General features: G+C 70.1%; 19 protein-coding genes. 12 read left to right on the top strand and 7 right to left on the bottom strand.

Annotation, left to right across the window (positions count from 1 at the left end; all coding sequences use genetic code 11):
- Nucleotides 1-353: 353 nt before the first annotated feature.
- From IO29_RS12650 to IO29_RS12595, 12 genes are all read left to right on the top strand, one after another.
- Entirely contained in the window at nt 354-1232 is an 879-nt protein-coding gene (locus IO29_RS12650; protein WP_030379256.1) for an amino acid--tRNA ligase-related protein, read from the top strand.
- Nucleotides 1233-1263: 31 nt separating this feature from the next.
- A complete protein-coding gene (locus tag IO29_RS12645) occupies nt 1264-2106 on the top strand; it encodes a TauD/TfdA dioxygenase family protein (protein WP_024126785.1) in 843 nt (280 codons plus the stop codon).
- An 82-nt stretch (nt 2107-2188) separates the two neighbouring features.
- Nucleotides 2189-3316 carry a DNA alkylation repair protein gene (locus IO29_RS12640; protein ID WP_030379255.1) on the top strand — a complete coding sequence of 376 codons (1128 nt, stop codon included), beginning with the start codon at nt 2189-2191 and terminating at the stop codon, nt 3314-3316.
- 223 nt (nt 3317-3539) lie between these two features.
- Complete coding sequence (locus IO29_RS12635) at nt 3540-4379, top strand: endonuclease/exonuclease/phosphatase (RefSeq protein ID WP_234307484.1); 840 nt, start codon at nt 3540-3542, stop codon at nt 4377-4379.
- A gap of 255 nt (nt 4380-4634) precedes the next feature.
- Entirely contained in the window at nt 4635-6569 is a 1935-nt protein-coding gene (locus IO29_RS12630) for an ATP-binding cassette domain-containing protein (RefSeq protein ID WP_030379253.1), read from the top strand.
- Nucleotides 6566-7111 (top strand): HIT family protein, encoded by a 546-nt coding sequence (locus tag IO29_RS12625; protein WP_234307483.1) that lies wholly within the window; start codon nt 6566-6568, stop codon nt 7109-7111. The genes IO29_RS12630 and IO29_RS12625 overlap by 4 nt, the downstream gene beginning before the upstream one ends.
- Nucleotides 7108-8145: a phosphotransferase enzyme family protein gene (locus IO29_RS12620; RefSeq protein ID WP_234307482.1), complete on the top strand. Its 1038-nt coding sequence runs from the start codon at nt 7108-7110 to the stop codon at nt 8143-8145. Before IO29_RS12625 ends, IO29_RS12620 begins: the two co-directional genes overlap by 4 nt.
- Nucleotides 8129-8917 carry an MFS transporter gene (locus IO29_RS12615; protein WP_030379250.1) on the top strand — a complete coding sequence of 263 codons (789 nt, stop codon included), beginning with the start codon at nt 8129-8131 and terminating at the stop codon, nt 8915-8917. Before IO29_RS12620 ends, IO29_RS12615 begins: the two co-directional genes overlap by 17 nt.
- 162 nt (nt 8918-9079) lie before the next feature.
- A complete protein-coding gene (locus tag IO29_RS12610; RefSeq protein WP_006143039.1) occupies nt 9080-10465 on the top strand; it encodes a site-specific integrase in 1386 nt (461 codons plus the stop codon).
- Nucleotides 10465-12243: a hypothetical protein gene (locus IO29_RS12605; protein ID WP_006143040.1), complete on the top strand. Its 1779-nt coding sequence runs from the start codon at nt 10465-10467 to the stop codon at nt 12241-12243. The genes IO29_RS12610 and IO29_RS12605 overlap by 1 nt, the downstream gene beginning before the upstream one ends.
- The gene (locus IO29_RS12600; protein WP_006143041.1) at nt 12240-14420 is read left to right on the top strand and encodes a site-specific integrase; all 2181 of its coding nucleotides are present in this window, start codon (nt 12240-12242) and stop codon (nt 14418-14420) included. The genes IO29_RS12605 and IO29_RS12600 overlap by 4 nt, the downstream gene beginning before the upstream one ends.
- A 1-nt stretch (nt 14421) precedes the next feature.
- Nucleotides 14422-14919, top strand: coding sequence for a coiled-coil domain-containing protein (locus tag IO29_RS12595; RefSeq protein WP_006143042.1), 498 nt, complete (start codon nt 14422-14424; stop codon nt 14917-14919).
- 42 nt (nt 14920-14961) lie between these two features.
- Here the strand turns inward: IO29_RS12595 and IO29_RS12590 are convergent, their stop codons facing one another.
- The 7 genes from IO29_RS12590 to IO29_RS12560 form a co-directional block, all read right to left on the bottom strand.
- On the bottom strand, nt 14962-16338 hold the full coding sequence (locus IO29_RS12590) for a dihydrolipoyl dehydrogenase family protein (RefSeq protein WP_006143043.1): 1377 nt from the start codon (nt 16336-16338) through the stop codon (nt 14962-14964).
- A 72-nt stretch (nt 16339-16410) separates the two neighbouring features.
- Nucleotides 16411-16728: a hypothetical protein gene (locus IO29_RS12585; RefSeq protein ID WP_030379248.1), complete on the bottom strand. Its 318-nt coding sequence runs from the start codon at nt 16726-16728 to the stop codon at nt 16411-16413.
- Between the two features lie 161 nt (nt 16729-16889).
- Nucleotides 16890-17525, bottom strand: coding sequence for a vitamin K epoxide reductase family protein (locus tag IO29_RS12580; RefSeq protein ID WP_030379247.1), 636 nt, complete (start codon nt 17523-17525; stop codon nt 16890-16892).
- Nucleotides 17526-17596: 71 nt separating this feature from the next.
- The gene (locus IO29_RS40015; RefSeq protein WP_030379246.1) at nt 17597-18553 is read right to left on the bottom strand and encodes a cytochrome c biogenesis CcdA family protein; all 957 of its coding nucleotides are present in this window, start codon (nt 18551-18553) and stop codon (nt 17597-17599) included.
- A complete protein-coding gene (locus tag IO29_RS12570) occupies nt 18553-19113 on the bottom strand; it encodes a TlpA family protein disulfide reductase (RefSeq protein ID WP_006143047.1) in 561 nt (186 codons plus the stop codon). Before IO29_RS12570 ends, IO29_RS40015 begins: the two co-directional genes overlap by 1 nt.
- Before the next feature lie 104 nt (nt 19114-19217).
- Nucleotides 19218-19520, bottom strand: a complete 303-nt coding sequence (locus tag IO29_RS12565) for a hypothetical protein (protein WP_006143048.1) — start codon at nt 19518-19520, stop codon at nt 19218-19220.
- A complete protein-coding gene (locus IO29_RS12560) occupies nt 19517-19903 on the bottom strand; it encodes an ArsR/SmtB family transcription factor (protein ID WP_006143049.1) in 387 nt (128 codons plus the stop codon). Before IO29_RS12560 ends, IO29_RS12565 begins: the two co-directional genes overlap by 4 nt.
- Nucleotides 19904-19931 lie beyond the last annotated feature (28 nt).

The following is a 19931-nucleotide window of genomic DNA, read 5'->3' as shown; positions in this document are numbered from 1 at the left end:
CGTCTCCTCCACCTGTGGAGGAGCGCTGCGTGGCGGTCACGCCGGGCGCTTGGCCAGTCACGCTAGGACTCGACCGAGGAGGGTCGCAACGGCTCTGGCCGTTGCGTCGGTTGCACGGGACCGTTGCGTCACCGTTGCGCGCACACCCAGGTTGACCTGCGAGAACACTGAACTCTGTCCCTGGACGGGCCTCTTTTTGGGCCCGTTGGACGCGGGAGGGCAGGCGGGAGGGCTTCTGCTGCTCGTGCGGGCGCGGCTACTTTGTGGCCCCGCCGAGGACCCGAACGACAGCTCGCTGTGGGGCCCGGCTTCCCGCGAACTCCGCCCGAAAACACCGGCCTTGAGGAGTACCCGTGCTCAACCCAGTCGTCATGAGGTCCGACCTGCTGTTCAGCCTGCGGGACACCCTCCGCGCCGAGGCCTTCGTCGAGGTGACCACCCCGACCATGCGCAGAGCCGACCTCGGTCCGGGGCGCCGTCTGCCGGTGGACCACGACGGCGGACGGTTCCTGCGGGCGATGATCGGCCCGGCCCTGCGCGTGAACCTGGAGCACCACCGGCGCATCTTCGAGATCGGTGCGTGCTTCCGGCCCGAGAAGCCCGACGAACTGCACGCGCCCGAGTTCCAGATGCTCGACCTCTACGCTGCCGGTGAGGACTTCGACTTCCTCCTGACGCTCGCCGAGAGGCTGATCGGCCCGCACCTCCCGTACGCCCTGCAGCGCGTGTCCGTCGCCGGCCACGTCCGCGACCAGTTCGGCATCGACCTGCGCCGCGAGCCCCTCGGGGACCTGCCCGCCCAAATGGCCGCCCACCTGGGCATGAGCGCGGACGTGCCGTTCAAGACAGTGCTCGGGCAGTACGTGGAACGCGAGGTGGAGGTCCAGAGCAACGGCGCTGCGCTGTTCCTGACCGAGTACCCGGTCGGCGGGGACGAGCCGTGCGCCCGACTGGCACCCGGAACGACGGCCGTCCTCAACCGCTTCGAGGTCCTGGTCGACGGCATAGAGGTCGTCCACGGCTACGAGGACGAGCCCGACGGAGCCGCGTTCGCCGACCGGGCCCGCGCGGTGGACCTGTACGACGACGAGCAGGCCCTGGCCAGGGAGGCGATCGACTCGGGACGTGTGCCGGCCACCAGCGTCGGACTCGGTATCGGCATCGAGCGGCTGTGCATGGCCGCCTCCGGCGTCAAGGACATCAGCGTCTTCCAGCCCTCGCTCCAGTTCTGACCACCCAGGTCACCGTCCGGAAGGAGTAGCGATGGACCTGTCGCTGCGCCCGCTCGACGAGAACGGCTTCGGCGCCATCGTCGACGCCAACCTCGCCATCCATGCCGAGAGCCTCGCGCCCCAGCTGGCAGCGGCCCTGCATCAGCACCGGCTGCTGATCGTGCCCGGCCAGCACCTGACCCACGCCGACCTGCTGACCGTCGCCTCCTGTTTCGGGACGGTGGACACCAGCGTCGACCGCCGGTACGCAGTCGGGGGCTTCCCGGGCCTGACCGTCATCAGCAACATCGTCGAGGACGGCAAGCACATCGGCGTCTACGACGGGGACAACGAGGAGGAGTGGCACGCCGACAACAGCTTCAAGCCCCAGCTCACCTCGGCGACGATGCTCTACTCCGTCATCACCCCTCAACGCGGCGGCGAGACCCGCTTCGCCGACGCGACCCGCGCCTACGCCGGCCTCCCCCCGGCGGTGCAACAGCGGATCGAGGGGATGCGCGCAGTGCACTCCATCGAGCAGCTCGGCGAGCTCCAGAGCCAGGCCAGCGGAGGTCAGTCGTCGATCGCGGCCGGGAGCCTGGCCGCGAGCCCGGAGGTCGTACACCCGCTCGTCCTGACCCACCCCGTAACCGGCGCCCGCTCCCTGCTGCTCGGCTCCATGGTGATCAGCGGCATTACCACGCTCGCCGAGCAGGAGAGCCGCGCGCTTCTGGAGGAACTGCTGGAGCACACGACGAGCGCGCCCTACGTCTACAGCCACCGTTGGAAGCACGGCGACCTGGTCGTGTGGGACAACCTCGCCACCCTCCACACCGCCTCCCCCTGCGACAGCTCCCGCCACCGCCGGCTGCTGTACCGCGCCGCCGTCCGATAGCGAAAGCCCTCGGGTTCATACCGCCGGATGACCTGCGGCGAGAACACGAGGTTGCCCCCGTAGCCGGCCCTAGGGTGTGCCCATGACCGCGAAGGTTCCCCTGAAAGAGACTGCTATCAGCGCCGAGCGCATCGCCCGCATCGGCCGTGAAGTCCACGCCGTGTGCCCCGAGTTCGACGCCGACGCGTTCGTGACGTCGGTGATGGCGGACATTCCCCGGCTCGAGCTGGGCGCCCGGATCGCCCGGACCAGCGAGGGCCTGCACACCTACCTTCCGGTCACCGGCTCCCAGGCCCTCGACGTGCTGCTGCGCTCTCTGCCGCCGACCCCGGAAGCGGCCGGCGTGCCGAACGACTTCGGCCTGCACACCTACGCGCCCCACTCCCATTTCGTGGCGCGCTACCTTCGCACCGGCGAGTACCTGGACCAGGCCCTGGCCGCTCTCGCGCGCCTCACCCGGTACTTCTCGGCAGAGGTCGCCGCGCGGCACTTCCTCAACGACTTTCCCGAGGAGACGATGAAGGCGGTCGACGCCTGGGCCCGCGACGAGGACTACCGGACCCGCCGGCTCGCAAGCGAAGCCACCCGTCCGCTGCTGCCCTGCGCCCCGCGCATCTCCCTGCCGGCTGACGCGGCACTGCCCGTACTCGAACAGCTCTACAGCGACTCCAGCACCTACGTCCGCACGTCGGTCGCCAACCACCTCCACGACCTGTCCGATACGCAGCCGGACCTGGTGCTTGCCACCCTTCAGCGCTGGAAAGACTCCGGTCGCACTGCCGACAAGCACTTCGCCTTCATCGCCCGGCAGGCCCTGCGGAGCAGGCTGAAGAAGGGCTGGCCGGCTGCGTACGCCTTCCTCGGCTACGCCCACGACGCACCGATCGACCTGTCGCCCCTCACTCTGGAGCGCACCGAGCTCGCCGACGGCGACACGCTCAGCTTCTCCGCCACGCTGACCACCACGGCGGCCGCCCCCGTGCACGTGATGTTCGTGATCTCGTCAACGACACCGACCGGGAAGCCGCGAGAGAAGGTGTACTTCCTGCTGCGTGCCGCCGCTGAGCCCCACAGCGAACTCCAGCTCACGAAGGACCATGTGCTGCGGTCGACGGCCACCGCGAAGCTGACACCCGGCGCCTACTCGATCGCCCTCCAGGTCAACGGGCGCCGATTCCCCGCGGCCGCCTTCACCGTCCTCACTCCCTGACCACTCCCCTCCCCGGCCCGGCCGACCCAGACCCTCCCTGCTCAAGGCAGCGCCCTCCGCGCCGCTGCCACCCCAGCCATGCGCGCACGACGACCGCACGCCCGGCAAGAACGCGGATGGCGAAGAACTAGCCGGCCTAACTACCCGGCGCCCCTCGCCTGCGTTCGCCGGCCCTGGAAGGCGTCTGCATGATCCAACTACGCGAAAGTGAGATACGAGCCGTATGACTGACTCGCCACTCCTCTTGCCGGCGGACCGGCAGCTGCGTGTGGGCAGCTACAACCTTCTCAACGGCGGCCAGGAGCGCTGGGAGGACCAGGTCGGCCTGCTGGGCGGCCTGAACCTGGACGTGCTGAACCTCCAGGAGGCCAAGCACTGGGACCAGAAGGACTCCGAACGCGTGTACGCAACCGCGGAACGGCTGGGGATGCAGCCGCTGCTCGCACGGTCGCGCAGTCACGGATGCCACCTCGTCACGTACTACCGGTGGCCGCGGGTGCAGTGTCTGGGGTTCTCCTCCGACGGTGCATGCGGCAACTTCCACCACACCGTCCTGCGAGCCCGGTTGCGCATCACCGGGGTCCGGGAGCCGGTCCTGCTCCTTCACACCCACCTCGACCCGTTCAGCCCTCAGGACCGGCTGGCAGAAGTCCAGTGGCTGACCGAGCACGCCGGCGCACGCACCCTGCTGGCCGGAGATCTCAACACCCCCGGCGCCGACGACGAAGAGCCGGAGGACTGGGATCTGATCCCGGCGCACCAGCACTCCGGGCACCGCCTCATGCTGCCCGACGGCTCATACGGCGGCACAGACCGCCGGGCGATCCGCGCGCTCATGCACGCCGGCTTCGTCGACCCGCCCGTCTACCTCGACCAGCCCATCCCACGCACCGCGGGCCACCTGTGTCCGGAGCAGAAGTGGGACCACCGAGCCGACCATGTCCTGCTCTCCCCCACGCTCGCCCCCGCGCTGCACTCCTACGAGGTACTCGACAACACCGTCACCCAGCAGCTGAGCGATCACCTCCCGGTCATTGTCACCCTCGACATCACCCGCATGTGACCCCGCCGGGTGGGCCGGCCGAACATCCGCTGTCCTGTCGGACCTCTCGACGTACGGGCCCCGATGCGAGCCTCGGCGTTTCGGCCAACTGCACGAAGCATCTGCACCCGTAGACCCCAAGGGTCGGTGCATCCCGCAGCCTCCGCCGCGCGCTCAATTCCGGGGTTCCCAGCTCGACTGAAACACAGGTGTTCGAAATCCATGTCGGGTCGTTGAGCTTCACGACCCAGCCGCAGCGACCGTCAGGGGGCCACGTTGACCTCGGCCAGCACACAGGATCAGCCGGATACCGGCACACCAGAGGCGGGTGCGCCGGACGAGACGAGCAGAGCGCAGGACGAGGAGTTCCTGTACCGGGACGAATCGAGGCATCAGGCTGGGGCGCAACTGACCACCGGCACGATGGCGCGACGGCTGCCCGCGCTGGTTCTGCGGTCACTGAAGATGGCCTGGCAGGTGGACCGGGGGGCGACGGCCGGACTGCTCGCGTGCCAGATCGGCACCGGCGTGCTCGCCGCGCTGGGGCTGCTCGCCGTCACGGGGTCGATCACCGCGCTGATCTCGTCGGGCGACATCACCGAACGCCTGTGGGAAGCGGCGCCACAGCTGGCGGTCGTCGCCGCGGCCACCGGGCTGCGGGCGCTGCTGGGGATCACGGTGACGTGGCTGACCGGGCGGCTGCGGCCGGTGCTGGCCCGGGCGGCGGAGCTGACGATGATCGAGGCCGCGCTCGGCGCGGAGCTGGCGGCGAACAACAAGCCCGGCTACAACGACTTCTATGACATCGCCGACCGCGGTGCCCAGGTCACTCCGGACCTGGTGGACGAGGCGCAGGACGTGTTGGCGGCCACGGCTACGCTCGCCGCCGGCGCGACCGTTCTCGCCGTGCTGCACCCCGTGCTCCTTCCCCTGCTCCTTCTGGCCTGCCTGCCACAGGCCGCCGCGTACGTGCGGGCCGCCCGGGTGGTGTACCTGGCGGGCCTCGAGACCTCCGGACGCCGCCGCATGCTGCACAAGCTGCGCTGGCACATGGCGTACATGGAGTCCAGCGAGGAGATGCGAGCCTGCCTGGCCGGGCCCTTCCTCACCGCCCGGTACCGGCGCCTCGCCGCCTCGGTCAACGCCGCGGAGCGCAAGGCCGCGAACACCGGCGCGTGGATGGGACTGGCCGGCGCGGTTGCCGGCGGAGTGGCGGCGGCCGCAGTGTGGGCCGCGCTGCTGTGGCTCCTGGCTTCCGGCCGCATGAGCCTCGCGGCAGGAGGCGGCGCGGTCTTCGCACTGCAGACGGCGACCGGGTCCGTGCGCGGCATCATCAACGGCGGGGCCCGACTGGTGCGCACCGGCTGGTACGTGCAGGACTGGCAGAACTTCCTCGACAACGCCCACGGGCAGGCCATGACCGCTTCCCGCGGTACCAAGATGCTGTCCACTCCGCCGGAGCGGTTCGAGGTCCGCAACGTCACCTACCGGTACGACGGCGCCCCGAAGGACAGTCTCAGCGGCGTCTCCCTCCAGGTGCGGCGCGGGGAGATCATTGCGCTGGTCGGTGAGAACGGGTCGGGCAAGTCGACCCTGTCGCGGCTGATCTGCGGTCTGCTGCTGCCCACGGCAGGTGAGGTGGCCTGGGACCACGCGGCTACGACCGAGATGGACCCGTGGGAGGCGTGGAAGCATGTCGCCCTGGTGCCGCAGAAGTACACCTACCTGCCCTTGAGCATGCGGGACAACATCACGTTCGGGCAGGGGGACTCCACAGACGCCGCGGTGCTCGCCGCGTGCGAGGCCTCCGGGGCGACGGACATGCTGCCCCATCTGCGGTCCGGTCTGGACACCCTGCTGACGTCCGAGTGGTTCGGCGGCCAGCAGCTGTCCGGAGGCCAGTGGCAGCGCGTCGTGCTCACCAGGGCATTTCACCGGCAGGCGGCTCTGCTGGTCATGGACGAGCCCACCGCTGCGCTCGACGCGCGAGCCGAGCACCGCATCTTCACCGGGCTGCGCGACCTGGCCAAGGACCGGGCGATCCTGCTGATCACCCACCGGCTCGCCAACGTCGCCATCGCGGACAAGATCATCGTTCTCGACCAGGGACGCATCGTCCAGGAAGGCTCCTACGAAGAACTCACCCGCGAGCCGCGGCTGTTCCGCTCCCTGTGGGAACTGCAGCAGCGCACCACCGGCGAGGCAGCATGATCCCCGACCCCCCTCAGTCCCACTCCGCGCACTCACCAGTCGGCAGCGCCTGGCCGGCGGACTTCACCGCGCACCGGATCGGCGCCGGCTGCCCGATGTGCCGAAACGACTTCGACGCCGACGACATCGGCTGGGGCCTGCTCGTACGGCGCGGTGAGGTCAGCAACGCCTACCTGTGGCGCAGCGGCCAGGTCCGCGGGTATGCCGTCGTGATCTACACCGGCCGTCATGTCGCCGAGCCCACCGAGCTGGACGAGGGAGAGGCGGCCGCGTTCTGGCGCGACGTCCTCGCCCTGGGCCGCGCGGTGGAGGCGCTCTACGAGCCGCTGAAGATGAACTACCTGCTGCTGGGGAACCAGATCCCGCATCTGCACTGGCACTGCGTTCCCCGGCGGGAAGCCGGAACGGACCCGGCGCCGGGTGGCCCGCTGCCCTTCGACGTGCTCGATCTCGGACGGCAGGACGAGGAGCAGCTGCAGGCGGATGCCCGAGCACTGCGCCAGCTGCTGCCTCCCTCCGGCCGGCCGGGGGTTCGGCGATGAACGGCGCAGAGTCGGACGTGATGGTCGTGGCGGGGATCCTGACGCTGTTCTACCGGATCGTCCCAACCGCGGTCGGCGAAGGTCCCGCGGGGACCGCCACCCGCAACTACGTGGCCCGGGACAGCGACGGAGCCCGGTGGTTCGTGAAGGCCTACCCGGCGGCCACCGATCTGGACGCGGAGCGCCGGGCGCTCGAGCTCGGCGAGTTCGCGCGGCTCGGCCGGATCCCGGTGCCGGTCGTGCGGCAGACCCTGGACGGTGACCTCATCGCGGCCGCCGGCGGCATGGCGGTGTCGGTCGCGGCGTACGTCGAGGACACGGAGACGGCCGAGGGTGGTCTGTCCGGCGACCGGTGGGCCGCAGTGGGAGAGACCGTCGGGCGCCTTCACCGGACCCTGGCCCGGCACCCGGCCGGGCCTCCGCGCCGCGTGCCCGCCCGGGAAGTCTGCGACGTGAAGCGGGCCCGGCAGCGCATTGACCGGTTGCTCGCCCTCTTCGCCACGAGGTCGCCCACCTCGGGGTTTCCCGCCTGGGCACGGGAGACCGCCGCCCGGCGGCTCGACGCGCTGCCTGCCGTGGCCGCCATGGTCAAAGGGCTGCCGACGACGTTGACGGTGCAGACCGTCCACGGAGACCTGGCCTCACCCAACCTTCTCCTTCGCGGACAGCAGGTGGCGGCACTGATCGACTTCCGGCCGCCCGGTCACCGCAGCCCCGCCTGGGAGCTCGGGCGGATCGTCCTGGACCCACGCACGGTCCTGGCGCAGCCTCAGTGGCCCACCGGCCTTGCCGAAGCTGTCGCTGCCTACCGGGCAGCCAACCCAGCGCTGCCGGCCGAAGACCTCCTCGCCGTGCCCCGCCTCGCCGCCGGATACCTGGCCTGTTCGGTGTATCCCCTGTCCGAGGCCGTCGACGACCCGGCCGCCGTCACCCCTGAACTCGAGGCGTACGGCCGCAATCGGCATGCGGCCATGGTCGAGCTGTGCGAGCGGCTTACGGAAGCCGAGGAGATTCTCCATGACCTCCTCCACTGACCCTTCCGCGTCTTCCGGCGCCCGGCCGTCGTTGTGGCGGCACCGCAACTTTCGCCGCTACCTGACCGGGCAGGCAGCCAGCGTGACCGGTAGCTCGATCAGCAGCATGGTGATCCCCGTGCTGGCGGTGCTCGAACTGGACGCGACTACCGCCGAGGTCGCCTGGCTGACGTTCCTGGGCCAACTGCCGCCCGCGCTGCTGGCCTTGCACGCCGGGGCCCTCGCCGATCGACACTCCAAGCGAAGGCAGATGATCACCGGCGACCTGGTCAGCGCCGCCGCGCTGGCCAGCGTGCCGGTGGGGGCCGCGCTGGACCGGCTTTCCCTGACCCAGCTGATGGTGGTCGCGGCCGTGCAAGGCGCGGCGGGGGTGCTGCACGGTGCCGCCGCGATCAGTCTCCTGCCCAGCCTGGTCGACCGGTCCCTGCTCCAGCGGAGCAACAGCCGCGTCGGCAGCCTCTTCGCCGTCGCCGCCACCGCGGGCAGCAACCTCGGCGCCGCCCTGACCGCGCTTCTCGGCCCGGCCCGGGCGCTTCTCGGGGATGTCCTGTCCTACCTCGTCAGCGCCTGGTGCACCGCCCGCATCCAGGCCCCCGAAAGCGCCCGGCCGGCAGCGGAAGGCCGACGTCTGCACACCGAGATCGGTGATGGCCTGCGCTACGTGAACGGCGACCACCGGCTGCGCACCCTGACCCTCGTCAACGCGACGACGTCGTTCGCCCTGGCGCTCCTCAATACCTTGTGGGCGCTGTACCTGCTTGTTCCCGCTTAACGACGGTGTTGCTTACTGCCTGATGTGCCACCTGACCTGCTCGTTTGTGTGTTGCACTCAGCCGGGTTGCATTGATACTCATCGGCCATGCACCAATCGACGTACTCATCAGCAGGCTGGGAGTCCTGGGGACTTGCGTTCAGGCCGGCGATCCCGGAGGGGATGCCGTTGCTGTTCGACGACGACCTTCTCTTCGAGGACAGCAACGGTGTCCGTCCCACAACCGTGATCAACTGCTGGGCCTGCGAGCTGCCAGCGAATGGATGCCCATCGCCGAATTCGTGGCCCTACTACGTGCGTACGGTGCGTGAGTGGCTGGAGTTCATATCCGAGCACGGAGTCGCCCTGTTCGACACGCGGCGTCGTCTGAAGGCGGCGTTGGGCGCGTACTCCGTCTATCGCGCCCAGGGCCCCATCAAGCATCGCTTCGAGGCGTCCACGTGGAACCAGAACATGGGGATTCTGGCGGGGTTCTACAAGTGGGCGAAGGATGAGGAGTACGCCGACTCCGAGCCGTTCACGTACCGGCAGGCGGTCTGGGCCTTCAAGGGGCAAGTCCGTCGCGGACGGGTCAACCAGTCACGGCGGCGCCAAGCCAAGCCTCATGTGACGATCAAGTATCTCGACGACGACTTCACGGACATGTTCCTGAAGGGGTTGGCGGGCCTGAGCCCCGACGGGGAGCGGGATCTGCGCTACCGAGGACGGGAGTTGGCCCGGAACTCGGCGGTCGGCCGAATGATCGTCTCCAGCGGACTACGCAGCCAGGAGTACACATACCTGCTGGTCTGCGAGGTGCCCCTGCTTCCCTCGCGACGGACCGCGGTGCCAGTGTCGTTCCCAGTCCCTTCCGGAATCACCAAGGGAAGCAAGTACCGCGAGTCGTGGATCGACTACGACTCGCTGGTCGAGCTGCACTCCTACATCTCGCTCGACCGGGCAGCGGCAACGTTCGGATCGTCGTGGCGTCCGCCGGCCCGCTGGGGAGAGCCGCTGTTCGTGACGGACGCCGATCAGCGGGGCGGACGCGTCAACGGGGTCCGTGTGCAGTGGAGTTCGCTCGGGCCTGACGAACGGCGGCGTCTGGTCGCCCCGGAGGGCGGTTCGATGCTGCTCTCGGTGTGGGGCCAGGGACGTCCATTCACCGGATGGGCCACGGTTTTCGCCAGGACCTCTGACCGCATCCGCGAGCGTTACGAGCCGCGCTTCCCGCACGTCAATCCGCACCGGCTACGTCACACCATGGCCATGGCGACCATGGCGCGGCTGATGCGTGGCTGGTACGAGCAGGCTGCACGACAGGTCCGCGACACCGACGACGATGCCGCCCTGGCGCACTACCTGCGGACCCAAGAGCCGCTTCTGATTCTGCGCGATCTGCTCGGACATACCAGTTCACTGACCACGGAAGCGTACCTCCACCGCCTGGACGTGCTCCGCCTGTTCACCTCCCTGTATCGGCGGGTCGGCAAGGAGTACGGGCTGCTGGACGAGGAGGCCGAGCTGGAGCTCGAGACTGAGTTCGACGACGAACTGGCGGTGGTCTGATGCCGGCCACCGTCACCCTTGACCCGCTGGGTGTGCACTGCGTCTTCAGCGACGGGTCGGAGTACCGCCGTCCCCTGCGTGTGCGGCGACGAGTGGAGCTCCCGGGGCTGGCACGCACTCTGCTGGAAGGCGTTACGGATCTTGTCCATCCGCACGGGCAGGTCGACAGCGCGGGAGGGATCGACCTCTACCTCACGGCCGTCCGCGGCTTCACCGACTGGCTGGTCGAGTTCGGGTTCTCCGGCGGGGCCTCCGACCTGACGCGCGCGCTCCTCGCCCGGTACTGGCGGCAAGGGGTGCGATCCTCCCAGGAGAGCGCGCTGCGGGCGATGTTGCGTTGCGCCGACGACCAGGATCAGATTCTGGCGCCGGACGTGCGCGCGTTCGTCGATGGCCGGCTGTTCAACACGGGCGAGCGGTACGGCTCGCACCAGCCGTACAGCGAGGCCGAATGGGCCCGGCTCATCCGTACCTGCCGCGACGAGGTCGATGGCGCGTTCCGCGCGTTCTGCGCGGCCCGTGAGCAGGCTTCGTCAGCTGACGGGCCAGGGGCTGCGCTCCGTGAGCGCACTGCCCATCACTGGCTGGTGCTTCACCACGGGCCCGACCCGCTCGTCAACGAGATGGCAGACCGCGGCTCGTTCCCCTTCCGGCAGAGATACGGGGTCGGTCTTCGCGCGGTGCTGGATCCGCTGATCCCGACCCTGGACGTGATCATCGCCTATCAGCTGCTGTTCGGCGCCTACACCGGGGTCGTGCCGGACGGGATCGCGGACCTGGGACTCGACGACATCGAGTGGGCGGGTGACGAGAAGATCCTCCTCAGCTACGTCAAGGGCCGCACAGCGGCGGAGAGCCTTGCTCTGTCACGTCAGGCCACTCGCCTGCTGGAGCAGTGGCTCGATCACTCTGCGGTGGCCCGCCGCTTCGCGCCCGAGGAACTGCGCCCCGAGCTCTGGGTGCGTTTCACGCCGAGTGGCACATGGGCGGGAGAGCGATGGCTGGCCAAGCCGGCCACGCGCCTGTCCATATGCGCCTGGGTGGAGCGGCGCCAGGCCGTCGACGAGGACGGGCGCCCCGCGCAGATGACCGGTGACGACGGTCTCCCCCTGGCCCTTCACCTGCACCGCATCCGCACTACTCACGACGCGCTGCAAGACCGGTCGCACTGGCGCGGCAGCCGCCGGTCCACGCTGGATCCGAACCGGTCCCCCGGCATCGAGGGTGATCACTATCTGACGAACACGACGCCGTCTCAGCGTGAGGCGGTGGAAGACATCATCGTCCAGGCGCAGGAGGACCTCGTTCGCCGGGCGCTGCCGCCCTTGGTGCTGGCCACCGCTGAAATGGCCGACCTGGTGGAGAACTATCCCGAGCACATGAAGCGGCTCGGCCTGGATGACAACGCCTTGGCGCAGCTCCTGTCCGGGCAGCGCGACGTATTCACTGCGGCATGTGGAGATCAGATGTCGGGACTTCACGGGCCGAAGGGCAAGCCCTGTCCGGCACGTCCGTGGGTGTGCCTGCTGTGTCCGCTGGCCTTGTTCGCCCCCCGCCATCTGCCGAACCTGCTGCGACTACGGGCGTTCTTCTCCCGTCAGTGGGAGCAGATGACCACCGCCGAGTTCATCCCCGTCTTCGGCCCGTACGCCCACCGTCTCGACGAGATCCTGACCCCCGACCGGTACTTCTCCGAGCACGCGCTGCGGGCAGCCGCTGCCGAGGTCACCGACTCCGATGTCGAGCTTCCCCTGCGACCTGAGGAGCACACCGTATGACCACCCTGCACCGGCCCGCGGGCCTCGCGGCTGCCTTTTCGCGTTCCGTCTTTCGAGGTGAAGACGTGTGCGCTGCGGCCGGTCTGCCGGTTCACGGTGCGGGCCCGCATCCTCACTTCGACGACGCAATCTGGGACTTCACTGGTGTCATCGGGCTGCCGCGGTACCTTGCGCGGTACGCGCGGATCTTGTCCTTCGTCGAGATCCTCAATCCCCAGTGGAGGGAACTCGCGAAGGAGTTCGTCTTCGCCCGGCTTGCACCGGACCACCGCGCTGTGCGGGAACTTGCTCACGCCTATCGAACGCCGGTGCTGATTGCCACGGTGCACGGGCGGCTGACCGTGCTGACCGGCTGGCTGAACTGGCTCACCGAACAGGGCGTGGACAGTCTCGGGGAGGTCACCCAGCAGCACTGTGCTGCCTACCTGGAGCTTCGCAAGAAGGTACGGGACAAGCACGGCGTCGTGATCCGCGACAGCAGCCCCGGCTACCGCATGGACGTAGTGGCGGTCATCCAGGAGCTGGGCTACTACAAGGAATTGTTCTCAGCAGACGGCTACGTGTCGGCCTTCCGTCCGTGGGGGCGACGCACGGCGTACTCCGTCGCCGGGATGGTCCGTCGGACGGGCAACACGACACCGCCGCTGAGCAACGACGTCTTCCAACCGCTCGTCGCGGCGGCCCTGTACGTGGTGGAGGTGCTGGCGCCGCACGTCATGGAGCTGCAGCAACAGTTGCAGGAGATGGTGCCGAACCGGCCGGGCCGCAACAACCGAGAGCGTCCGGACTGGAGGGTCGAGGTCGCGCAGGCCATCGACCGGCACATACAAGAGGGCGATCCGTTGGATGTCGCCCTCGATCACGTCGTGTCCCAGCGGCTGGCGGACGGCTGGGATCCGGACGATCCGCTGCTGCGGGTGAATCTGATCTCCCTCGCCCACGAGACCGGACGGCATGCCTTCCACTCCAGGTGGCTGCCCACCCTGCGCGGCCACCTGGAGAAGGCCGTCCGGGAAGTCGGCCTGGCCAAACGCTGGGGCCGGACGGCCGCCCTGGTCGAACGCGCGGACGGACGGGGCAGTGTCCCCTGGACCCTGCCGATGAACACCACCGAGGCCCGACTGCAGCTCTCCCGGGCCCGCACAGCGTGCGTCATCGCGCTCGCCGCACTGACGGGGATGCGGAAGAGCGAACTGGCCGAGCTGACCCACGACTGCCGCCTGCCTCCCGAGCAGCTCGGCGAGGGCCGCCTCCGCTACCGCCTGAAGGGCAAGGTCATCAAGGGCCGGAAGCTGGGTGGTGAACACGATCAGTGGGTGACCATCAAGCAGGCGTACGACACCGCCGGCGTGGCCGCCTCGCTCGCCGACCCGGTGAAGAACACCGGTCACCTGTTCAAGTCGCTCTCCTTCTTCACCCCGTACGAATGGTTCCTGACCTGGGTCAATGGCCCAGACGGCCGTCGCCTTGGGCTGGCGCCGATCCCCGAGGAGCCGGTCAGTCTGCGGATGCTACGGAGAACCCTCGCGGTGGAAATGGCGCACCGGCCCGGTGGTCTGCTGGCCGCCAAGATCCATCTCAAGCACATTTCCGTGGTCACCACGGAGGGCTATGCGGACCGCCCCGGTGGGGCCCAGTCGGTGCTGATGGCCGAGTTCGGCCAAGAGGAGCGGGAGCACAAGTTGCGCGTCGCCCTCGACGCTTTCCACGACTACCAGAACGGTATCCGGCCTGCGGGGCCTGGCGCCAGTGACCTCCTGGACTTCTTCGCGTTCGTCGACGAACAGCTGGATTCCTCCGGGGCGCCGAACATCAAGCGCAGCGACCAGGAGATGACGAACCTGCTCGCCAAGCGGGCCAAGGCCCTGCACCTGGGGCCGGCGAACTACTGCTGGTTCCTCGATCCGTCCAAGGCGCTGTGCCTCAAGCTCGCAGGGGCCCACGCCCGCGGGGCGACAGAGCCCTTGATCGGCATGTGCGATTCGGCGCGGTGCCCCCAGGCCACCCACCATGCCGGGCATCGCCCGGTATGGGCGGCCAGTGCCGAGAGCAAGAAGGTCTTCATCGCCACCATCGGACGCGCGCAGCGGACGGAGAAGGCCCGGCTGGGTACGGAACTCGCCCGCGATGAACGGGTGCTGGCCGAGATCGACGCCCGCTCCGGAACGGGGGCATGACGTGGCCCGCATCAGCGACGAGACCCGTCGGGACAACGAGGCGGCCATTCGGCACGTCATGGAGCGGCTCCTTGCCGGTGACGTTCCCGCGGGCAGCAAGTGCGACATCAAGACCCTCGCGGCCCAAGCCGGGGTCGCACGCACCGGCTTCTATCCCAAGAAGAACCGCGACGGCTCGCCGCGGCCAGGTCCCTATCAACACCTGGCGGAGGAGTTCGAGCGCCGGTTGACCGAGCTTCGGGAAACGGGCGTGATTCCAGACCCGCGGGCTGCACAGATCGAGCGCCTCAAAGAACAGGTCTCCGGGCTGAAGGAGCGCCTCGCCGCGCGTGACGCGCAGATCGATGGGCTCACTGACTTCAGGGAGCGGGCTCTGTCGCAGATCGCCGCCCAGCGGATGGAGATCGAGCGGCTGCGGGAACAGGCGGCCGCCGTCGGCAACGTCCGTCGGCTGCCTGCCGCCCGCGGTGGTCCGGCGCCGTACGGGTCTTGCAGTTGACAATGCTGCGGGCGGTCTTTTGCCACCACCGGGCCCGGAGGGTCAGGTGCCGATCTCCCGGTGGACGCCGCCGGCGGCGGTGTTGACGCCCTCGGCGAGGGTGGGGTGGATGTGGATGGCGCGGGCGATGTCGCTGTAGGTGGCGCCGCAGGTCATGGCGATGACGGCCTCGTGGACGAGGTTCCCGCCGTCGGGGCCGGCGATGTGGCAGCCCAAGATCTTGTCGGTTGAGGCGTCGACGACGAATTTGATCAGGCCGCGGGTGTTGCCGATGGCGCGGGCCTTGACGACGCCGGTGAAGTCCTGGCGGCCGATGAGGACCTGGTGTCCGGCGGCGCGGGCGGCGGGTTCGGTCAGTCCGACGGAGCCGACCTCGGGGTCGGTGAACACCGCGTGCGGCACGATCCGCCCGTTGGTGGAGCGGTTCTGGCCGCGGTAGGTGGTGCGGTAGGCGATGTCGGCGTCGTCGCGGGCGGTGTGGGTGAACATCGGCCCGCCGCGGATGTCGCCGAGCGCCCACACGTCCTCGGCCGCGGTGCGCAGCAGGTCGTCGACGGGCAGGAAGCCGCGCTCGTCGGGGGCCAGCCCGAGGTGTTCGAGGCCGAGGATGTCGGTGTTGGGGGTGCGGCCGGTGGCGATGAGGAGGTGGCTGCCGTTGATCTCGCCGGTCTCGCTGCCCTGGCAGCCGGCCCGGATGTTTCCGGGGCGGCCGTCGACGGCGGTGCAGGTGGTGCCGGTCAGGACGGTGATGCCGTCGGCGGTGAAGCCGTCGGTGACGGCAGCGGAGATGTCGGGGTCCTCGGCGGGCAGCAGTCGCTCGGCGCGCTGGATGAGCGTCACGCGGGAGCCGAAGCGGGCGAACATCTGGGCGAACTCGCAGCCGATGTAGCCGCCGCCCACCACGATCAGGTGCTCGGGCAGGTCGGTGAGGTCGAGCAGGGTGCGGGAGGTGTAGTACGGGGTGGTCTCCAGGCCGTCGATGGCGGGGATGGTGGTGCGCAGGCCGGTGACCAGGAAGATCTTGTCGGCCTCGATCTCGGTGTGGTCCACGCGCAGCCGCCGGGGCGCGGTGAAGCGTCCCTCGGCGGGATAGAAGTCGATCTGGTCGGCCTTGCCGACCGTCTTGTATGAGCCGGAGCGGATCGTCTCCACGATCGCGTTCTTGCGCGCGACCACGGCGGCCAGGTCCACGCTGGGGGCGGGGACGTGGACGCCGAACTCGGCGGCCCGGCGCACCTGGTGGGCCACCGCTGCGGAGGCGATCATCGTCTTGGTGGGGATGCAGCCGCGGTTGAGGCAGGTGCCGCCGAGTTTCTCCTTCTCCACGAAGGCGACCCGGCCGTGTCTTGCTGCGCGCAGGGCCAGGGGCAGGCCGGCCATGCCGCCGCCGATCACCAGGGTGTCGTACCGCTCGGCCATGAGAGGACTCCTTCTGTGTCTCTGCCTGTCCAGCCCGGTGCGGACGGTGCGTACTGGGGCGTGTGAAGATCCTCAGCCGTGCGGGCCGGTGGGGCCGGAGGGGCGGGGCTGTTCGGGTGATGCGGGCGGCAGGCGGCGGCTGCGGCAGGTGGAGGTGCGGTGGCGGCGGTGCCACAATGCGGCGGCGGTGAGCAGGACGGCTCCGGCTGTCCAGAAGGGCCAGGTCACAGGGGTGACGGAGGCGGCGGCCCCGGTGGCTGCACCGCCTGCGGCGGCGGTGGCCAGGGCTGGGCCGGTGCAGCACAGGCCGATCATGGACAGCCCGGCGCCGAGGGCCGTGCCGAGGGCCCCGAGCGCGGCGAGCGTGGCCGTCAGCAGGTGGCCGAGCACCCGGCGTAGCCGGGCGGGGGCGCTGTGTGCATCGGCTGGACTCCAGGGGCCGGGGCGGGCAGGGGTGAGGGTGTGGCCGACTGCCGCTCGGGGGGATGCGGCAGCCGACCGCCCTCCCGGCTCCCACGGGGGTTGGCGGCCGGGGCTTCGGGGGCTGGGGGTCAGGCCCACAGGGCGCTGCCCCACCTGGTCAGGATCAGCAGCGCGATGATGCCGATCCACAGGACGGGTACGGCCCAGTGGAACTCGGCGACAGTGCAGCGTACCCGGTCGGGGGCGGGGATGAGCCCGTGCTGGATGTTGTGCACGGTGGTGTACCAGAAGATGAGGATCGTCACGGCCCATACGAGGGTGCACCACAGGCACAGTGCGCCGATGGCATACAGCGAGGAGTACTGCAGCCAGGTGATGAGGCCGATGCCGAAGACGGTGCCGGCCTGCAGGCCCAGCCAGTGCCAGCGCCGGTAGCGGGCGCCAGCCAGCAGTCCCGCGCCGATGGCGATGACGGCGGGGAAGGCGGCCCAGCCGATGAAGGGGTTGGGGAAGCCGAAGGTGCTGGCCTGCCAGCTCTTCATGATGTTGTTGCAGGACAGCACCGGGTTGATGCTGCACGCCGAGACGTAGTCCGGGTTGGCGAGCAGTTCCATCTTGTCGTGCGTGAGCACGGCCGAGGCGAGCAGGCCGAGGGAGCCGCCCAGGATCAGTAGGAGGGCGAGCGTCCGGCTGGCGCCGCACGTCGCGTGCCTGCTCTTGTGCACGGCTGGGGTGGCCGTCTCGCGGGCTGCTGGCATGGTCATGGAGCAGTGTCCGTTCTGCATGCCTGCGGCCGGGGCTTTATCCGTTTCCCGGCCGCAGAGATGGGGCGTGGTCAGCAGCAGTGGCCGGGATTGTCGCGGTCCGGGGCGGCGGCCGGGGTGGGGACGGGCTGGGGCGCACAGCAGTCCGCCTCGGCAGAGGGGGCTGCCCCGGTGGGAGCGGCGTTGCGGGCGGCCTGCCGCCTGCGGTGGCGCAGGGCGGCGGCGGTGACGGCGAGGACGACCACGAGAGCGGTGACGGCGATGGTGGTGGTGTGGCCCTGGATCCAGGCGGTCGCGGTGGCGGACCAGGCGGCGAGGCCGCCGCCGGGGGCGGCGGTGGCGGGGCCGCCGGTGGCGGCGGGGTACCAGTACCAGGCCAGGTAGGCGCCGGTGAGGACGAGGACGGCGGCGGTGATGCGGGTGCCGTGCCGGGCCAAGGCGGTGATCTTGCGGGTGAGGGCGGCGCCTGCGGCGGCGGTGGTGACCGCGACGAGCAGCAGCACGGCGGCCGATCCGGCGGCGTAGGCGGCGAAGACCGCGAGGAGCCCGGCGAAGCTGGCGGTGGCCTGGGCCTGGGCGATGACGGCGAGCAGCACACCGAAGGTGCAGGACAGGGACGCGGCGGCGTAGCCGGCGCCGAAGACCACCATGCGCCGGGCGGTCGGCGGGCCCGCCGACCGGCGGGTACCGGTGGGCAGGTTCAGCCGCAGGCTGAGCGCGCGGCCGGTGAGCATGAAGGCGCCGAGGAGCAGCAGGATGATGCCGGTGGCCAGGCCGAGCCAGGGGGCGGCACGGATCAGGGCGCGGGCCCCGGCGCTGACGATGAGCCCGGCAGCGGCGAGGGTGCCGGCGAAGCCGAGGGTGAGGGCGGCGCCGGAGCGCAGGGCGCGGGTGAGGCGTACCGGCAGCGGGGAGGTGTCGTTTTCGCCGAGGGCGGAGGTGATCCAGGCGGGCAGCAGGGCGAAGCCGCATGGGTTGACCGGGGCGAGCATCCCGGCGGCGAAGGCGAGGGTGAGCAGGCCGTTCATCACGCGCCCGCCTTCTTCAAGGCGGCCTGGATCTGGTCGGCCGACGGGTCGGTGGCCCGGTAGGTGACCTTGCCCTGGGGGTCGACGACGATCAGCGTGGACAGGGCCGAGACCTGGTAGCGCAGGGACAGGGCGGCGCCCTTGTCGACGGTGGTGGCCAGTCCGGGCGCCTTGATGTAGTCGAGGAACTGCATGATGGTCGTCTTCGACTCGCTCGGGTCCATGTCCACCGCGAGGAAGGTGGCCTTGTCCCCGAACGCCTTGGCAGCCTTGTCCAGCGACTTGGCACCTCCGGCGCACTCGCCGCAGCCCACGGAGAAGAAGAACAGAGCGGCGGGCTTCTTTCCGGGCACCGCCAGCGTGGTGTCGTCGAGGAGGGTGACGGTGTCCGTCTTGGCTGCGGCGGAACTGCCGCTGACGGTGTCAGTCTTGGCCGTGGAGCCGGTGGTGGCGGTGCCGCAGGCGGACAGGGTGAGTACGGCGGCGGTGGCGGCGGCGAGGGCCAGGACTGTGCGGCGGCGCAGGCGGGTGCGGCGGGCGGTGGGGGACGGGGAGGTCATGGTGGTGCGGGCCTTCCTCGGAGGCGGGACGGGAGTTTGTCCCGGTCGGCGGCGGAGCGGGCGGGCGGATACGCGTGTCGTGGCGGTGCCGGTCGCCGACCTGCTCAGGGCTTGCGGAGCAGGTCGCGGTCGTGCTGGTCGGTGCGGGCGGGCAGCGGGCAGCAGGAATCGCCGCTGCCGGTGGGGCGGCGGCGCAGCCACCAGAGGAGACCGCCGGCCAGCAGGACCGCGGCCGGGGCCAGCAGCCAGGGACTGACCAGGGCCCCGCCGAGTCCGGCCAAAGCGCCGCCGGCCAGCAGTACCGGCCCGGCGCAGCACAGGACGGGCAGCAGCACGACGCCGACCATTCCGAGGGTGCCGAGCAGACCGCCTCGGCGCTCGCCGGGCTGGGTGGGCGGGCGCGTCATCGCGGGTCCCCCTTTGCGGGGATGCGGGGGCAGCAGTCCAGGGCGGCGGCGTTGTCGGCGGCCAGGGACCGGGCCAGCATGATCAGATCCGCGACGCGGGGGTCGCCGACGGAGTAGCGCAGTTTCTTGCCGTCCCGGCGGGCGGTGACGTAGCCGCAGTCCACGAGACAGGACAGGTGCACCGACACCCTCGGCTGCGAGATCCCGGCGTGCTCGACGCATTCGGCCGAGGTGCGCTCGCCGCGCTGGATGAACTCCAGCAGCTTCAGCCGGGTGGGGTCCGCGAGCGCGCGGAAGAACCGGGCTGTGGTGTCCAGATGGATGCACGGCACCTCGGCCGCGGCGGCCGTGTCCGGTGAGCCGGCAAGGGCAGGGGTTTTCATAGGCAGAGCCTTTCCACAAGCAGCTATT

Origin of the sequence: Streptomyces sp. NRRL F-6676, assembly GCF_000725625.1 — a bacterium.
Classification (GTDB): domain Bacteria; phylum Actinomycetota; class Actinomycetes; order Streptomycetales; family Streptomycetaceae; genus Streptomyces.
Note: the sequence above shows the minus strand (reverse complement) of the source record. Positions and strands in the feature narration are given on the sequence as shown.